Origin of the sequence: Martinezella lusitana (assembly GCF_900094565.1) — a bacterium.
GTDB lineage: Bacteria > Pseudomonadota > Alphaproteobacteria > Rhizobiales > Rhizobiaceae > Rhizobium > Rhizobium lusitanum.
Window position 1 is genome coordinate 23,334 of sequence record NZ_FMAF01000035.1, and the last position, 16,440, is coordinate 39,773.

General features: G+C 59.0%; 13 protein-coding genes and 2 pseudogenes. 9 read left to right on the forward strand and 6 right to left on the reverse strand.

Annotated elements, in window-relative coordinates; all coding sequences use genetic code 11:
• Nucleotides 1-14 precede the first annotated feature (14 nt).
• Entirely contained in the window at nt 15-1,952 is a 1,938-nt protein-coding gene (locus GA0061101_RS33995) for a beta-galactosidase (RefSeq protein ID WP_092576786.1), read from the forward strand.
• Nucleotides 1,953-2,045: 93 nt separating this feature from the next.
• Nucleotides 2,046-2,182 (forward strand): annotated as a pseudogene (locus GA0061101_RS34000) (IS6 family transposase); the annotation flags it as partial.
• 179 nt (nt 2,183-2,361) lie between these two features.
• On the opposite strand, the gene GA0061101_RS34005 reads toward GA0061101_RS34000, so the two are convergent.
• Nucleotides 2,362-3,339 carry a LysR family transcriptional regulator gene (locus tag GA0061101_RS34005; protein WP_092576788.1) on the reverse strand — a complete coding sequence of 326 codons (978 nt, stop codon included), beginning with the start codon at nt 3,337-3,339 and terminating at the stop codon, nt 2,362-2,364.
• A gap of 26 nt (nt 3,340-3,365) precedes the next feature.
• Here GA0061101_RS34005 and GA0061101_RS34010 point away from each other — a divergent pair, with 26 nt between their 5' ends.
• Nucleotides 3,366-4,238 carry an SDR family NAD(P)-dependent oxidoreductase gene (locus GA0061101_RS34010; protein ID WP_167669623.1) on the forward strand — a complete coding sequence of 291 codons (873 nt, stop codon included), beginning with the start codon at nt 3,366-3,368 and terminating at the stop codon, nt 4,236-4,238.
• A 279-nt stretch (nt 4,239-4,517) separates the two neighbouring features.
• On the opposite strand, the gene GA0061101_RS34015 is transcribed toward GA0061101_RS34010, so the two are convergent.
• A complete protein-coding gene (locus GA0061101_RS34015) occupies nt 4,518-6,479 on the reverse strand; it encodes an elongation factor G (RefSeq protein WP_092576792.1) in 1,962 nt (653 codons plus the stop codon).
• An 829-nt stretch (nt 6,480-7,308) separates the two neighbouring features.
• Here GA0061101_RS34015 and GA0061101_RS34020 point away from each other — a divergent pair.
• The 6 genes and pseudogenes from GA0061101_RS34020 to mug all read left to right on the forward strand — a co-directional run bounded on the left by GA0061101_RS34020 (nt 7,309) and on the right by mug (nt 12,749).
• Nucleotides 7,309-8,271 (forward strand): HlyD family secretion protein, encoded by a 963-nt coding sequence (locus GA0061101_RS34020; RefSeq protein WP_245297634.1) that lies wholly within the window; start codon nt 7,309-7,311, stop codon nt 8,269-8,271.
• Nucleotides 8,264-9,814, forward strand: coding sequence for an MFS transporter (locus tag GA0061101_RS34025; protein WP_092576797.1), 1,551 nt, complete (start codon nt 8,264-8,266; stop codon nt 9,812-9,814). Before GA0061101_RS34020 ends, GA0061101_RS34025 begins: the two co-directional genes overlap by 8 nt.
• A gap of 212 nt (nt 9,815-10,026) precedes the next feature.
• Nucleotides 10,027-10,974 carry an aldo/keto reductase gene (locus tag GA0061101_RS34030; protein ID WP_047640068.1) on the forward strand — a complete coding sequence of 316 codons (948 nt, stop codon included), beginning with the start codon at nt 10,027-10,029 and terminating at the stop codon, nt 10,972-10,974.
• Between the two features lie 125 nt (nt 10,975-11,099).
• Nucleotides 11,100-11,474, forward strand: a pseudogene (locus GA0061101_RS34035) (nuclear transport factor 2 family protein).
• Between the two features lie 47 nt (nt 11,475-11,521).
• Nucleotides 11,522-12,136, forward strand: coding sequence for a TetR/AcrR family transcriptional regulator (locus GA0061101_RS34040; protein WP_047640070.1), 615 nt, complete (start codon nt 11,522-11,524; stop codon nt 12,134-12,136).
• Between the two features lie 43 nt (nt 12,137-12,179).
• Nucleotides 12,180-12,749 (forward strand): G/U mismatch-specific DNA glycosylase, encoded by a 570-nt coding sequence (mug, locus tag GA0061101_RS34045; protein ID WP_047640071.1) that lies wholly within the window; start codon nt 12,180-12,182, stop codon nt 12,747-12,749.
• 259 nt (nt 12,750-13,008) lie between these two features.
• Here the strand turns inward: mug and GA0061101_RS34050 are convergent, their stop codons facing one another.
• The 4 genes from GA0061101_RS34050 to GA0061101_RS34065 form a co-directional block, all read right to left on the reverse strand.
• On the reverse strand, nt 13,009-14,592 hold the full coding sequence (locus tag GA0061101_RS34050; RefSeq protein WP_141694152.1) for an amidohydrolase family protein: 1,584 nt from the start codon (nt 14,590-14,592) through the stop codon (nt 13,009-13,011).
• A gap of 27 nt (nt 14,593-14,619) precedes the next feature.
• On the reverse strand, nt 14,620-14,889 hold the full coding sequence (locus tag GA0061101_RS34055; protein ID WP_037198727.1) for a XapX domain-containing protein: 270 nt from the start codon (nt 14,887-14,889) through the stop codon (nt 14,620-14,622).
• A gap of 34 nt (nt 14,890-14,923) precedes the next feature.
• Nucleotides 14,924-15,631, reverse strand: coding sequence for an alpha/beta fold hydrolase (locus GA0061101_RS34060; RefSeq protein WP_092576798.1), 708 nt, complete (start codon nt 15,629-15,631; stop codon nt 14,924-14,926).
• A 128-nt stretch (nt 15,632-15,759) separates the two neighbouring features.
• On the reverse strand, nt 15,760-16,416 hold the full coding sequence (locus GA0061101_RS34065) for a hydrolase (RefSeq protein WP_092576801.1): 657 nt from the start codon (nt 16,414-16,416) through the stop codon (nt 15,760-15,762).
• Nucleotides 16,417-16,440: the final 24 nt, after the last annotated feature.

A 16,440-nucleotide genomic window follows, 5' to 3' on the forward strand; every position in this document is an offset into this window, starting at 1 on the left:
CCAGGAATTTGTCCATGCTAGGCGTTTGTTACTACCCAGAACATTGGAATGAGGAATGGTGGCCGGAGGACGCGCGGCAAATGCGCGAAATTGGCATCCGCTACGTGCGCATCGGCGAGTTCGCCTGGAGCCGCATGGAGCCGGAACAGGGACGCTACGACTGGGACTGGCTTGATCGGGCTATAGAGATTTTGGCCGCCGAAGGTCTGAAGATCGTTCTCGGCACGCCGACGGCTGCGGCGCCGAAATGGCTGGTCGATCTCTATCCGGATGTCCTGCCCGTCGGCGAGGACGGTAAGGCGCGGCTGTTCGGATCGCGGCGGCACTACACGCCGGCCAGCGAGCAATGGCTGAGCGAAACGCGACGGATCGTCGAGGTGGTGGCCGCACGCTATGGCCGACATCCGGCCGTCGTCGGCTGGCAGATCGACAACGAGTTCGGCGGTGACGATACCGTCCTCTCCTACGGACCGGAAGATGCCGCCGGATTCCGCAACTGGCTCAGCCAGCGCTATCAGTCGCCGCAGAGGCTCAACGAGGACTGGGGAAACGTCTTTTGGTCCATGGAAGTCAATTCCTTTGACGAGGTCATTCCACCGGTCGGCGCAGTCTCCGAGACCAACCCGGCGGCCCGCCTGGATTTCTGGCGCTACGCCTCGGACAGCCTGGCGGAGTATTGTGCGCTTCAGGCGGCGATCATCCGCAAGCATTCACCCGACCGTTTCATAACCCATAACTTCATGGGCTTCTTTCACAATTTCGATCATTTCAAGCTCGCTGAATCGCTAGATTTCTGCAGCTGGGATTCTTATCCCCTGGGCAAGGTCGAGCATTTCCCACTGCCCGAAGCCGAGCGGGTGCGCTGGTACAACACCTCCCATCCGGATTTCTCGGCGTTTCATCACGATCTCTACCGTGGCATCCGCAACGATCGCTTCTGGATCATGGAGCAGCAGCCCGGCCCCGTGAACTGGGCCCACTGGAATCCGGCGCCTGCCAATGGCATGGTGCGTCTATGGACCTGGGAGGCCTTCGCGCATGGGGCCGAAGTCGTCAGTTATTTCCGCTGGCGGCAGTTGCCGTATGCGCAGGAACAGATGCACGCCGGCCTGCAGCGCCCCGACCGACAGCCGTCTCCGGGCGGCCTGGAGGTGGCGCAGGTAGCGCGAGAAATAGAGGTAATGGGCGATCTGCCCCCGGTCGAGCGAGCGGAGGTGGCGATCGTCCTCGATTATGAAGCGTCATGGATCACCCGGATCCAGCCCCAGGGTGACGACTTCAACTACAAGCTACTGCTGCATGCGTGGTATGAGGCAGCCCGGCGGCTCGGTGTCGACGTAGACGTGGTCGCACCCGGACAATCGTTGGCGGGCTACAAGCTTGTGCTCGTGCCGTGTTTGCCGATCATCGATGACCGCAGCCTAGCTGCTTTCAAGGCGACGACCGCTCATATCATTTTCGGGCCGCGAACAGGATCGAAGACAACATCTCATGCGGTTCCCTGGGAATTGCCGCCCGGAGCGCTCCAATCGCTCGTCTCAGTAAAAGTTAGCGAGGTTTCGTCGCTGCGACCGGGTGTTTCGCTCTCTCTCACCGGTAGCAAGGCGTCCGGCGTGGCAACCCACTGGGCCGAGCGTCTGGAGACCGATCTTCCCGCCGATCTTACCTATGAGGACGGCTCGGCGGCAATGGTCACTCAACGCAACTGCTCCTATTTGGGTGCCTGGATTGACGGTGATTTTCTCAGGCAGATCTTTGCGGACTACCTGAAGGCTGAGGGCGTCGCCATGATCGAGCTGCCTGATCACATCAGGTTGCGTAAACGAGGTGCCTTGACGTTTGCCTTTAATTACGGCCCAATGCCGTGGACAGTGCCTTTCGGAGGGATACTGTTTCAGATCGGCAACGAAGTTGTAGGCCCTCACGATTTCGCTTGCTGGGTTGACGGCTAACGTCCTGCCCGAAGCGGGAGAAATTTCAAGTGGAGACGGGCCATACGTTGTCCCTTCTTGCGCTTGTACCCATCGGGACCTACGACCCGTTGGGTCCGATCCTTCAAAACCGCGCGTCGAACGATCGCTGCGTTCGAAGCCATGCTCTGGCTGCGGAAGGGGTTTGGCTTCACGGCGAATGGACCGTCAACGATCAAAACGATCTACTCGCACGCCTCTTCGGGCTCTAAAAGGTTAACAAAGCAAGAAAATCAATCGCGCAGTGCGGTCCCTTTGGCCTCGCTGAAAATTTGCAACACGCCCGCCGCGAAACTATTGATGCCATCTGTAGGGCGCTATGTCGAGACCGTGGCCCTTTGTCGGCTTGGATTGCATTCGACGCTCGTAAATGCATGGTTCCAAGGACCGATCAAATGCTCTTTCCGAGGACTTGAACAACGGAATCGCGAGCGACCTCGATTGCCGCCGCGACCCGACTGACCCGCGCTGCGCCGACCCTGTGGGCGAGCATTACGTCTACCGGCGGTGATCGCCAGTCCGGCAGAACGTGGGCCAGCTTTCCATCCCTCACGTCGGTCTGTACCATGAACGCGGGCACCTCGGCGACCCCGTGGCCTGTCCGCGCCAGCCGCACCAGCATGTCGAAATCCTGGGCGGCAAATTTGGCTTGCCTGTCGATCAACACCTCGTTTTTCGGCCGCGATATGGACTGTAATCGCCACTCCACGCGGGGTGCTCGTCCCGAGAATGCAAGCAGCGGCAGACCGTTCAAATCCGCAGTCGATCCGATCTTTGCGGCTGGATGTGTCGGCGCACAAACCAAGATGCGCGAGAACGACCCCAATCTGTTGGCGACGAGGCTATCGTCATGGACATGCCCGGCGCGGATCGCGAAGTCGAACACGGGGTCTTGTAAATCGTCCATCCCGTAGTTCGGAGACACGACAAGCACGATGTCGGGATAGCGCTCCTGTAGCTCAGGAACGAGCCGTTCGAGAACGGCGCTCCCCAATGCGGGTGGTACAGCAATTTTCACTGTCCCGCGCGGGGTGGTGTAAGTGCGCGCGGCTTCTTCCAACAGATTATCGGCCTCGGCCAGAAGCGATTGCACCCGCGGAAGCATCTGCTCTCCCTCGCGGGTAAGCGCTACCCGCCGGGAGCTTCTCTCGAACAAGCGCCCCCCGAGCCCTTCCTCGAGCCGTGTCAGCGAATGCGATATCGTAGACTTGGAGACCCCGAGGGCAGCCGCCGCAGACGTCAGTCCCCCATAGTGCGCGATGGCCGCGAACACCCGAAGCCCCTCCAAATCAATCGTTCTGCTTTCCCGAACCATGTGTTGCATTGAACCACATTGTTTCATTTCTCGCAACTGATAATTTTCCCTCATCCTCAAGCCATCCAAAGGAGACGATGATGGGAAAGAAAGTCTTGATCACCGGAGCGAACGGCGCATTCGGCGCGTTGGCCGCCCGTGCGTTGCTGAAAAACGGTCACGATCTGGTTGCGACCATGCGTGACCCAGACGAGCGCAACGCCGCTGTCGCAGCCGAACTTCGTGCCGCCGGAGCGAATGTCGTGGATATTGACGTGACCGACGACGTCCGCGTCTCGAAAGGCGTCGAAGCCGCAATCTCGGCGGTGGGCGGTCTCGATGTCTTGATTAACGTCGCCGGAACCGGAACGCACGGCCTGACGGAGGGCTTCACCTCCGAGCAGATGCTGCGTCTCTTCGACATCAACGTCGTTGGCGTCCATCGCATGATGCGTGCCGTCCTGCCGACCTTCCGCGGACAGGGCTCCGGTCTCGTCATCAACGTTTCCAGCTTGCTTGGTCGCCTGAGCATGCCGTTCTATGGACCCTATAGCGCAACGAAGTTCGCCGTCGAAACCCTGAGCGACAGCTACCGTGTCGAACTTTCGCAGCTCGGCGTCGACGTGGTCCTCGTCGAGCCAGGCGGATTCAAGACGTCATGGATCGGCAATCTCGTCCATCCGCACGACGAGGCGCGCCTCGATGGCTACGGCCAATTCGCCAAGGTTCCGGATCATGCTCTCGCTGGCTACGAGCAGTTCCTCGCTTCCAAACCCGAGCAGGACGTCAACAAGGTCAGCGAGGCGATCGTCAACCTGGTCCAGACCCCGGCGGGTTCGCGTCCGAACCGGACGGTCGTCGATTTCATCGGGATGGGAGAAGAGGTGCAAAAGATGAACGACCAGCTCGCCCAGGTGACAAGCGGCATCTACGGGGCATTCGGCGTGGACGACTTGCTGACGCTCAAAGCTTGATTTCGAAATCCGCTGAGCACACGCTTGGCATAGCGCCACGTACTGCTCAGCGGTCGGACTACTGCCTGAGGTGTCAAAAATCTAGCAGTTCGCGGCGTAAGAAATCCTGCTCGTTCAACTCATCCGGCACCTCATTCATAGAGAAAAATTGCAACCCTTGGATAGCTATCTGCGCAACTTTTATTTGCTTTTTCCGAAAGCCACCGCGCGCCTAGTCGGGCGGACTGCCAAACGACATGAGCCCCATTCTGCGAACGAGCATGAAATGGTGCGAACGTTTCAGTGTGCCACGCCTGGTTCTTCATGTGCCCTCACGATGGCGTCCGCTTCCTTGCCGTATAGCTCCTCGAAGTGATCGAAGGTCTTGGAAAAATAACCAATGCCCTGCGTCGCCGAGCGCAGCGCCCGTGCCAGATCGTCAAGTGCGCCGCCCGGAATGAGTGCCCGGAAGATGTCCCATCCCTTGGCGGTTTCATCCCGTTCGAAGCCGAGAACCTGACCTTTGAGAGCGGAGACGCTCTGGACGAGGCTGCCGGAATAGATCGAAGGAATGTGAATTTCGCTGCGGAAGACCGGTTGCATTAAAACGGCCGCCCCTTGGGAAAGCGCCTGTCGCACTCCCATTTTCGACGCAGTTCGGAAGGCGTGTTCCGAACTGTCGACGGCATGGTGCTGACCATCGTACAGCGTTACGCCGACATCGATGACCTTGAAGCCTAGCGGCCCTTTCTCCATCGCTTCGCGCGCGCCTGCTTCGACAGCAGGGATGTAGTTGCGCGGAACGGCGCCACCCTTGACGGTTTCGCTAAAGGTGAAGCCCCGGCCGCGCTCATTGGGGCGAATGCTCAGCTTCACATCCGCGAACTGTCCGGCACCGCCGGTCTGTTTGCGGTGACGATAATGAACCTCAGATGGTTTCGCAATTGTTTCGCGGTAGATCGGGCTGGGCGTTCGATCAGTTACGTCGATATGAAACACGTCGGACAGTGTTCGGCAGAGATCGCGCAGATGCACCGGCCCCTGGACGCAGACGAGATGGGCGCCTGTGCTTTCCTCCTGCAAGACCGTTAGGCCGCGATCCGTCTCGGAAAGTTTTGCCAGTGTTTCGGAGAGCTTGTTTTCATCGCGCTCGCTGCCCGGGACTAGGATCCTTTCAAGCATCGGGGTGGTCGGCTCCGTCCACTCAGGCGGGGCGGCCACCGCGTCTGATGTCAACAGCGAAGGGACGGGCAAGTGGTCGGACTTGACCGTCGCGAAGACGTCCCCCAGCGCAGGCACAACCGCCGAATTGGACTTCCCGTTTGCGAGATGCTGTACGGCGCCGAGGCTGGAGCCGCCCAGTGAGACGCCCTGTCGCAGTCCCTCGCCAAGCGCGCGCACGAGCACTGTCTTACCAACATTCTGGCGATGATAGGCATGGAAGCTCATGGCGGTCAGCTTGTTTTCATCGACATTGCCTGCACGAGCCAGGCGCTGTCGAAGAACCCCCACCGGCGGCGCCTCGTGGCGCAGCGCCTTCATCAGCCTCATCATGCCGTTGCCGTGACTTGCGGCACCGATCAGGACTGGAATAATCCTGTTTTCCCTGAGAACCCGCGATGAAATGGCATAGAGCGCGTTGCTGGGCGGCTCGCGATCTTCGATCAGTTCTTCTAGAAGCCGGTCATCGAATTCGGACAGGTGTTCCAGGAGCTCGCTGCGCGCTTCGTGCTCGCGCTCGGCCGCGCTTTCGGGGATTGCGATCAGCGCCGAAGTCTGGCCTTCCCGATAGCGCCACGCCCGTTCCGAAATCAGATCGCAACTGCCTATGATCCTGTCCCCCTCGCGGATCGGGATCTGGCGAAGCAAAAGCGTGTGGTTGGCGTAGTCTTGAAGCGCGGCGATCACGTCCCTCAGCCGCCCTCCCGGTTCGTCCATCCGGTTGACGAAGAGGATGCACGGCGTCTCCGAGGCCTCGATTACGCGCAGATAGGGCGCGGCGAGCACAGCCTCCTCGGGTGCCGATGAAACGCACAGGATGCAGGCGTCGCTGGCAAGAAGCGCGTGCTGTGCATGCACCAACGCTTCGCTGGATCCTGGCGCATCCAGCGCACACCACGCCTCGTTTCCAAAGGTGAATTCTGTGAGGTTCAATCCATAAGGGGAGCTGGATTTTCTCGGCGCCCCCTCCAGGGAGCCGAGCCTTTCCACGACTGTTGATTTTCCGGTCTGCGAGGGTCCAAGCACGGTAAAGCAGCGCATAGGCATTCCTCCAACTGCCATAAACATAATTTTCAGCCTTCATAGGATGCCCTGAACCGCTGCAAGGCGCCAGAGGTGTTCCGTTTCACAGCGCTTTGACCTGGACTTGCATTTGAGGCTGAGTACGAACGTGAAAAGCGGCGAGGTCGAAAGCCTGCATTTTCTGCGCGTGGGCATGAAGAACTACCGCGCTTTCCTGCAGCTTTGGGCAAAATGGCTTCAAGACGAACGATGACGGGTAGGTTGCACCGCGGCATGATCGGGTGTGAAAGTCCGTTTGAAACAGACATTTCTACTTTTCTACGGAGCCTTTAAGCGGCAAAGGTCCCCGCGATTCTCCGCGAACTGACGCCTCGTGGTGTGGTGCGCATCGCAGCGAAGCTCCACAGCCCCCGGCTGCCAAACGCTTTTGCGGCATTAATGGGATTATGCCACGTACCTAGGTCCGATGCGTCGGATCAGCGTTATATTGGTCCGCCTACCCGTATACCAATATCCGACGCGTCCCTTGTATAAACGATACGTATCGTTTATATAGCGTCCACACGTCAGTCGCCTGGAGGCGTAATGACTAAGCATGCAGCGACGTTTTTTATAGCGGACGATGGGCCGGGCTATGGTGGAGAATATGATCAGGTTACTGAATAGGAACCAAAGAGATGAACGACCGGAAGAGCGGGTCATGGCGGCACCGGCCAATTCGCAAGCGAGCGCACCGCCGTCCGCTGCGCCGGAAACGGCAAATTTGCGGGCGTTAATTGTCCCGGCAACCGCTATTATCATTGCGTTCGTTGCGGTCGGTGCTTCGTCGACGCGCTGGGATACATGGGTGGCGACAAGAAGCGTTCAATCCACAGACGACGCTGCGGTCTACTCCGATATTTCCGCCGTCAGCGCCCGTGTCAGCGGCACTGTCGAGACCATCTCGGTCGAAGATTACGCCCGGGTCAAGGCGGGCGATCCGATATTCTCCATCGACCGAAAGCCCTATGAGGTCGCACTTCGTGGCGCGAAAGCGAGGCTCGCTGCCGTCAACGCTCAACTTGGCGATAACGACACCCAGCACACGTTTCAACTGACGCAGATCGACGTGGCCATTGCACAGCAACAGGCCGCTGCCGCTGAAGAGGTCGAGGCGGAGAAGGAGCTCCAGCGACAGACGAGGCTAGGCATCGATGGGAGGGTAAGTACGGTCCAGAGCTTCGAAAAGGCGACCGCCGCTCAGGAGCGGGCGCTTGCAAACCTGAATGTAGCGCGTGCCAACGTCGCCGCTCAGAGGGTCAAGCTCGACGTCCTCGCCAGACAGCGCGACATACTGAAAGCAAATCTCGATACCGCAGCATCAGATCTTGCCGCCCGCGAACTGGAGCTCGGATACACGAACGTACGGGCGCCAGTCGATGGCATCGTCGCCAGACGAAACGCGCAGGTCGGGAATTACGTTGCTGCGGGCACGCCCCTGATCTCGATCGTCCCGCTTCCGAAGATCTACATCCTGGCGAATTACAAGGAGAACCAGCTGTCCATGGTTCACGAAGGGCAGTCGGTCGATATCTCTGTCGATTTGCTGCCGGGTACGGCACTCCATGGAACGGTATCGAAAATATCCCCTGCGACTGGGTCAACCTTTGCTCTGCTGCCCGCTGACAACGCGACCGGCAACTTCACAAAGGTCGCGCAGCGTCTCACCGTTCGGATCGAACTCGACTCGGATCAGCCAAATTTCGATCGGCTGCGGCCTGGTATGTCGGTCACGACGCGCATCGCCACCAAGGGCGAAGACCATGTCTGAGAACTTACATCGGCGCGACCTCTCTCGCCAGGGCTACATCGCCGTGGCGATGATCATGGCATCGATATTGACAGCGTTCGACGTCCGCACTGCCGGCATTGGGCTCTCGGATCTGCGTGGCGCCTTCGGGCTCGGCTTCGATGAGGGCGCGTGGCTGAGCACCTTTGCAACGGCGCCACAGATCCTTGTGGCCCCGTCGATCGGCTGGTTGATTGCGGTGTTCGGGGTGAAGCGGGTCATGGTCGCTCCGACCATACTCTATTCGGCGATCTCCGTGGTCATCCCGTTCGTCCACGGATTCAATGTCCTGGTCGCGCTGCATGCTTTAAGGGCCGTTTTCCTCGGCATGTTCGTCGGCGCAACGCTGCTAACTGCTTTCCGCAATCTTGACCGCAGGTATTGGATCATCGCTCTTTCCTTCTACGTCCTGCGGATCCCGTTCGCGCAAAATCTCGGCCTCTATACGGCCGGCAGCTATTCCCAGACGATCGGCTGGCAATGGCTGTACTGGCAAGGTGCTATTGTCTCCCCGATGATCGGCATTCTCTTCTGGTATGGGACCAAACCGGCTGGAATCGACCATGCCCTTCTCAGGCGCGCTGATTGGGGCGGTATGGCACTGTTCGGCTCGGCGCTCACGACGCTGTATTTCGCGCTTGATCAGGGCAATCGGCTTGATTGGCTTCAGTCTGGCCTCATCGTGTCCTTGCTTGCCTCGGCTGTTTTTTTGATATGCGCGTTTCTGTGGCACGAGTCTCGGGTCGAACATCCCTGGGCCCATGTCTCGGTTCTTCGCACGCGAAACATAGCGCTCGGGTTCGCCGCCATTGCATGTTTCATGACAACAAGCCTCGGCAGTTCGCTGATCGAACCGAACTTCCTTGCTTCGGTGGCGCGATTGCGGCCCGAGCAGATTGGGGATTTCGAGGCGCCGTATGCGATCCTTCTGCTTGCAGGCGCGACCTTCACTGCCGTGACGCTCGTGCGGAAACTCAAGCAGCGCGCCGCCCTGACGATAGGCTTTACATGTTTCCTGCTGTCCGCCTGGATTGGAACCCAGTTGACGAGCCAGTGGTCACTGCCCGAATTTCGACTGATCACGATCCTCCAGACATTCGGAGAGGAAATCGTCTTCCTTGCAGCCGTCGCAACCCTCTTCAGCAACGTAGACCCCGCGCGAGCCATATCGTTGACGGCCTACGTGCAGGTTATGAGATTGATCTGTTCGGAAACCGTGGCGGCAATCATGGTGACCTGGATCAGACAGCGCGAGCAATTGCATTCCTATCTTATCGGCCTCCACGTCACCGGGACGACGCCCGGATGGGGAACCACGCTGTCGCAACTTGCGTCCAGCATGGGGATGGAATCGAAAGCAGACGTTGCCAAGCGCGGGATCGGCGTTCTAGCCACGATCGTGCAGCGCGAAGCCAATGTCGCGGCCTATATCGACGGGTACTGGATTACGTTCGCGGCCGCGGTCGCTGGATTGATCGTGGTTGCCCTCATGAAGCCCTCCCCTTCGCATCCGCTGACCGCGTGATGTAAGGTCACGACAATTTGCCGATCGCGGCGCGTAGCGCCTCGGTTTCGAACGTGACGTCAAGACCCGTCAGTATCGTGTTACAGTTGGCCAATAGCCGATCGCTCTCCAATCAAAGGATCTCAACATGCGATCGTTATTTGATCAGCTCTTGCAGAGCGGCAAACGATCACAGCCATTCAATTTTGTTCTCAAGTCAAAGGAGTAGGCCGATGGAAGCCCCCTATATGCTGCGCCACAGGACAATCCCCCTTGCCACAGGCGGCAAAGAAATGCCTGCCGTTGGGTTCGGTACCCTCATCCCCGACCCGGTTACGACGAAGCGGGCCGTTGCAAAGGCCCTATCTGTTGGGTTTCGCCATTTCGACTGCGCTGAACGATATCGCAACGAAGAGGCAGTCGGAGAGGCAATTGCCGAGGCGATCGCGGATGGGTCGGTTCAGCGCGAGGATCTGTTCGTCACAACGAAGCTATGGAATACAAACCACCGCCCGGAACGGGTGAAAGCGGCGCTTGAAGCAAGCCTTCGACGCCTTAAGCTCGACTACCTGGACGCCTATCTTGTCCATACGCCTTATGCTTTTCTTCCGGGCGACGAACTGGATCCGCGAGACGAGAACGGTCAGGTCATATATGATGCCGGGATCAGCTTGATCGAAACCTGGCACGCGCTCGAGGCGCTCGTGGAAAGCGGTCGTTGTCGGTCGATAGGCTTATCTGACATCACCTTGGACAAGCTGAAGGAGATCGTCGCGAACGCGCGCGTCACGCCCGCCATCGTACAGGTGGAATCCCATCCCTACTTGCCCGAATGGGAGCTGCTCGACTATTGTCAGGCCAATGGGATCGTGCTGCTGGCATTTGCGCCATTGGGTCACGCGATGGAGCCCAACTTGCTTACAGACCCTGTCATCACCGGGATCGCCGACCGCGTCAATAAGACGCCGGCGCAGGTGGCCCTTGCCTGGGCCGTACAGCGCGGCACCGGCTTCCTGACGACGTCGATCAAACCGCTTCGCATCGAGGAAAATTTCGCAATCTCGGCGCTTCCAGATCAGGAAATGGTACGGATCCGTTCCGACATATCGACGAACGTTCGGTTCAACAGCGTCGTCGAGACAGGCGTTCCCGGTTTCATCCCTCGGGTGAAATCGACGTAGATCGCAAGTTAAGCTCTCCCGGAGGGGCAAGGCCACCGTCAATGCTTCTCCGGCGCGCCGCCAGGCTTCGATCGCCCTCGGAGCTTCAGTTTCAGTTCGTACGACGGCAGTTATAGGAGGCCAAGATGGAAGACCAGAGAGTGAGATTGGCGCTCGAACGGCATTGGGCCGCATCAGACGCCGGCGATTTTGACGTCGAGCATGAAATCTATCACGACGATGCATTGCTTGAATATCCGCAGTCCGGCGATCGGATCCATGTCGCCGCAAGAACCGGGAAAGCTGCTTCGCCCAGCCCAACAAGAAGCGGTTTAGCGTTCGCCGGATTACCGGCAGCAGTAGCCCTATGGGTCACAGAATTCGTTCTGACCTATGACGGCAAACCCTCTTATGCGGTGAGCATCATGGAATTTCACAACAGGCTCGTCGCTAGAGAGACGCAATACTTCACTGAGCAGTTCGCCCCCTCGCCCTCCTGGGCACGTTTGGTTGAAAGATAGAACACGCGCCATTGATCGGTGGTGGCGAGTCGGGATAGGTGCTGGTGATGACCACGAAGACAAAGACCTCGACAGCAAAGAAACGAACCTCGATCGGATCGCGCCGCAGCCCCGACGCCGAAGCGGCGGTGCTTGCCGCCGCCCGAGACCTGATTTCGGAGAGGGGTTATGCGGGATTTTCGGTCGATGAGGTCGCACGACGCGCCGGTGCCGGAAAAACCACCATCTATCGCTGGTATCCAACGAAGGCCGACCTCTTCATCGCCATCTATACGACCGAACGGTCGGCTTCCGTGCCTGTTCCCGACACCGGAAACCTCGTTGCTGATCTCGTGCAATACACGACAAGCCTCTGGCGTTTCTGGGCAGCGCATCCGGCAGGAGCCGCGCTGCGCGGACTGATCGCCGAGGCGCAAGGCACTCCGGAAGCCCTCAGCGCCTTGCGTGACAGGTTCCTTCCCGAACGGACGGCCGACGTCAGACGAATTTTGACTGACGCGGCAAACCGGGGCGAACTGCAGGCGCACGAGGTTGATGACAAGATTTCGTTATGGGTCGGCTTCAGCTGGCTCAAACTGCTGATTGGCGAACTCCATAAGGAGGAGGTTATAAGCCCCGTCATGATGCAGATTGCCGGCCTTTCCAGCCGCCCGAAGCAATGATCGGCATTAATCGGCGTAACCAATCGACAGGAGAACGTAACCGATGTCCTCGGATATCGTTCGTCATCAGAATGCGGAGCAGGCGGCAGTCGGGCTGTCTGACGTTCTTGACTTCCGTCTTTCGGTCGTTTTCTGCGGCCTGAACCCCGCCTTGACGGCTGTCCGGGACGGGCGCAACTTCTCGTCTCCGAGTAACCGATTTTGGAAGGTGCTACATCTTTCCGGCTTCACGCCGCGACTCCTGCAGGCCGAAGAAGAGCAGGAGCTTCTCCAGTACGGATGCGGCATTACCGCCGTTGTCTCCCGCGCGACCAGGAGTGCCATTGAGATAACGACGAGCGACTACAAAGAGGCAGCACCTCTCTTTGAAGCAAAGATGAGGAAGTTCGCGCCCGCGAACCTCGCCTTTCTCGGCAAAGCGGCCTTTGCAGCAATCACATCCAAGCCCGACTGCGACTGGGGCAAGCAAAGCGACTTTTTTGCCGGAGCACAAACCTGGGTACTGCCTAACCCCAGCGGGCTCAACAGAGCTTTCAGCCTGGATCGCCTGAAAGCGCATTACCTTCAGCTGAGAGCGGAGACTGAGCCCACCGCCCGGCATGGAGATCTCTGAGCTGGAAAACGATATGACTTGTCGTGGCTCTTGAACGGATCCGAACCACCGACCCTGCTATTCCAAGCGCGTGGACATCTAGGAAGCCCTGTAACCTCATGTCGCTCTCCCGCGCAATGCGGCTCTGTTCCTCGCGCGACTTGGAACTAACATTGCAGCTACTGGATCGCGAGTTGCGTGAATTGGGCCGCCCGGCGAGGAATGGCGTATGCTCCGGCCATGAGGTGGGCGCTGGCATACGCCTTCGGATAGGGTACAATCAGGCGTTGATGAACGCCAACAGATCCGGATTGATCACGTCAGCATGCGTGGTCAGCATGCCGTGCGGGAAGCCCTTGTAGATTTTTAGGGTGCTGTTCTTCAGCAGCTTCGCCTGAAGTTCCGCGGCGTCCTTGTAGGGAACGATCTGGTCGTCATCGCCCTGTGTGACCAGCATCGGTACGCTGATTGCCTTAAGGTCTTCTGTCTGGTCGGTCTCCGAGAAGGCCTTGATGCCGTCATAGTGGGCTTTGGCACTGCCCATCATGCCCTGGCGCCACCAATTGTCGATCACGCCTTTATCCAGCATGCGGGCGATCGGTGGCGTTGCTTCGGCTGCGCCATGACCATAGCGTTCGACGAAATATTCGCCCTGATAGGCCATGCGGTGCTGGACGGCGATGCCACCGCCCAGAGCGGCAATGCGATCGATCGACTGATCGGAGATCGTCTCGGCATGGTCGAAGAACCAGTTCAGACCTTCGAGAGGGATGTCCTGGTTGACTTTCTCGAAGACGTCGAGGGCACGGCTGATGGTTTCGTCGTAAGTGGCATGCATGCGCCAGGGCCAGCGGTTCTCGGCAAGAACGCGGACGACCTCCTCCAGTTCGCCTTCCATCTCCGGCGGCATGTCGGGACGCGGTTCACGGAAATCCTCGAAGTCGGCCGCGGAAAAGACCAGCATCTCGCCGGCGCCGTTGTGGCGGAAATAGTCATCACCCTGCTTGTACTTTACGGAGCTCGTCCAGTTGAGGAAATCTTCCTTCTCCTGCTTCGGCTTCTGGGTGAAGAGGTTGTAAGCCAGCCGCACCGTCATCTGGTCTTCGTCGGCGAGTTTCTGGATGACGGCATAGTCGTCGGGATAGTTCTGGAAGCCACCGCCTGCATCGATGACACCGGTCACACCGAGACGGTTCAACTCGCGCATGAAATGACGGGTCGAGTTGACCTGATAGTCGAAGGGTAGCTTCGGCCCCTTGGCGAGCGTGGAATATAAGATGCCGGCATTGGGTTTGGCGAGCAGCAAGCCAGTCGGATTGCCATTGGCATCGCGCGTAATCTCGCCGCCAGGCGGGTTCGGCGTGTCCCTGGTGTAGCCGACAACACGCAGAGCCGCGGCATTCAGGATCGCGCGATCATAAAGATGCAGGATGAAGACCGGGGTATCGGGTGCGATCGCATTGATCTCGTCGATGGTCGGCAGGCGCTTTTCGGCAAACTGGTGCTCGGTGAAGCCGCCGACGACGCGAACCCATTGCGGCGGCGGCGTGATCGCCACCTGCCGCTTCAGCATGTTCATCGCGTCGGCAAGCGAGCGCACGCCGTCCCAGCGCAGTTCCATGTTGAAGTTCAGGCCGCCGCGAACGACGTGCGTGTGGTTGTCGATCAGGCCCGGCAAGACGCGCTTGCCCTTGAGATCTATCACCCGCGTCGCCGGACCGGCCAGCGCCATGACCTCGGCGTCGTGGCCGACGGCGAGAAACTTGCCGTCCTTGATTGCAACGGCGCTAGCACTTGGATTTGTGCGATCAAGCGTCTTGATCAGGCCATGATGCAGGATGAGGTCGGCGGTCGTATTTTCCATTGTCTTCGTCCTCGGTTGGAAAGGGCATCAGGCCTTATCGGAAGGCGTCGTATCGGCGGGCCGATCGCCTTTCGGCAGGTGGCCGAACACGTGAGGCTTGATCTGATGCATCCAGGAGACGGCGGCCGGCTCCTTGTTGATCAGGGTCTTGGCGAAGGGAATGATTTGCTCTCCGACGAGGATACCGAGGAGACCGACGAGGGCGATGACGGGCGGAGCCGGCGAACGGACGTTCAGCAGGCTATAAACGATACCGACGAGCAAGCCCGCCCCGAGTGAGAGAAGGTAAATTTTCACGAGTATCTGTCCTGTGGGGTTAGCGCGTTGGCGTCTAGCGTGCGGATGTCTCGGAAACCACCTCGAGAATGACGGAGGCAACCGCGTCCGGTTGAGAGAGCAACGACATATGGCTGGCTTTGAGTTCTGTTGTGCGGGCTTTCAGCTTTTTGGCTAATGCCCTTTGAAGCTCGACGCTGACGGCGCGGTCTTCGGTCGAGACAACGTACCAGTTCCTGCGATCGGACCAGGCCGCCTCGGTCACCTTGTCGGAAAACGTTCCAGCGCCAAGCGGCGGCTGGACAGCAGCCAGGACACGCGCCTCTTCTTCGGGCAAATCCTGGGCGACGTCATTGATCCAGCCATCCACGCTCATCATGTAGCTGCCGCCACGGTCGAGACTTATCTTCCCCAGGCCGGGAGGCGACGGATAGGCAGCGACCTGATCGCCCGTCGACTGGCCGACATCCGGCGCGAAAGCGGCGACATAGACTAAAGCCTTCACCTTGGGATCGTTGCCCGCTTCGGTAATGACCGTCCCTCCCCAGCTATGCCCGACGAGAACGACGGGTCCGTCGATCCCGTTCAAGGCATGGCGGACGACCTGGACATCAGCCGATAGAGACGTCGTCGGATTTTGGACGGCAACGACAGAGGCATCCTGCTTCTGCAGGCGGGAGATGACGGATCGCCAACTGGATGCGTCTGCCCATGCCCCATGCACGAGGACGACGGTGGCGCGATTCGACGATGAAGCGTTCATCGTTCGCTCCTTGCGTTTGAGTGACAACGGATTGGGCGTACCGTGGCGCAGAAAAATCGCACCACGGAGCAAGGCAGGGATTTGGCCGCGACGACGTTATTTTCGGAAGTCGCGGCAGGTTGCTCCGCTCAATGAGCTTCGGAGGCGCCGAACATGGTCTTGGCGTAGATGATGCCGAGGCCGTAGGAACCGCCGAACTTCTTGGCAATACCCGTGGTCATGTCGTAGGTCTCGGTGCGTGCCCAGTCGCGCTGCAGCTCGAGCAGATACTGAAGCGACGTCATCGGCTGTGCGCCTGCCTGAACGATACGGTCCATGGCCCGATTGTGAGCTTCGTCGGATACGTCGCCGCAGGCATCCGCCAGTACGAAAACTTCGAAGCCCTGTTCGATAGCCGACAGTGCAGGTCCGACGATGCAGACGCCGGTCCACAGGCCGCAGAGGACGATGCGCTTCTTGCCGATACGGTTGACTTCTCTAATAACCTCAGCGTCTTCCCAGGTGTTCATCGACGTGCGGTCGAAGAGCTTCTGCTCGGGAAAAGCATCGGTGATCTCGGAGAACATTGGGCCAGAAAAGCTCTTTTCGGCGACCGTCGTCAGAATTGTGGGGACGCCAAAGCCCTTGGCGCCGTGGGCAACGAGAGCCGCGTTATTCCGCAGATTGACAGCATCGATGCTTTTCGTCGCAAAAGACATCTGCGACTGAAAATCGATCATGATCAGCGTGTGATCCTTCGGAGTGAGAAGCTTCGAGCCCGGCGTCGGTGTCGCATTTACAGTCATCGTATTTCCTCAAAAGCGTTGAGC

Excerpts from the sequence above, each read along its gene's own strand:
- GA0061101_RS34025 (WP_092576797.1), top strand. The coding sequence starts at position 8,264 with ATGTCTGAGAACTTACATCGGCGCGACCTCTCTCGCCAGGGCTACATC.
- GA0061101_RS34050 (WP_141694152.1), bottom strand. The coding sequence starts at position 14,592 with ATGGAAAATACGACCGCCGACCTCATCCTGCATCATGGCCTGATCAAG.
- GA0061101_RS33995 (WP_092576786.1), top strand. The coding sequence starts at position 15 with ATGCTAGGCGTTTGTTACTACCCAGAACATTGGAATGAGGAATGGTGG.
- GA0061101_RS34015 (WP_092576792.1), bottom strand. The coding sequence starts at position 6,479 with ATGCGCTGCTTTACCGTGCTTGGACCCTCGCAGACCGGAAAATCAACA.
- GA0061101_RS34005 (WP_092576788.1), bottom strand. The coding sequence starts at position 3,339 with ATGAGGGAAAATTATCAGTTGCGAGAAATGAAACAATGTGGTTCAATG.
- GA0061101_RS34060 (WP_092576798.1), bottom strand. The coding sequence starts at position 15,631 with ATGAACGCTTCATCGTCGAATCGCGCCACCGTCGTCCTCGTGCATGGG.
- GA0061101_RS34030 (WP_047640068.1), top strand. The coding sequence starts at position 10,027 with ATGGAAGCCCCCTATATGCTGCGCCACAGGACAATCCCCCTTGCCACA.
- GA0061101_RS34040 (WP_047640070.1), top strand. The coding sequence starts at position 11,522 with ATGACCACGAAGACAAAGACCTCGACAGCAAAGAAACGAACCTCGATC.
- GA0061101_RS34010 (WP_167669623.1), top strand. The coding sequence starts at position 3,366 with ATGGGAAAGAAAGTCTTGATCACCGGAGCGAACGGCGCATTCGGCGCG.
- GA0061101_RS34065 (WP_092576801.1), bottom strand. The coding sequence starts at position 16,416 with ATGACTGTAAATGCGACACCGACGCCGGGCTCGAAGCTTCTCACTCCG.
- mug (WP_047640071.1), top strand. The coding sequence starts at position 12,180 with ATGTCCTCGGATATCGTTCGTCATCAGAATGCGGAGCAGGCGGCAGTC.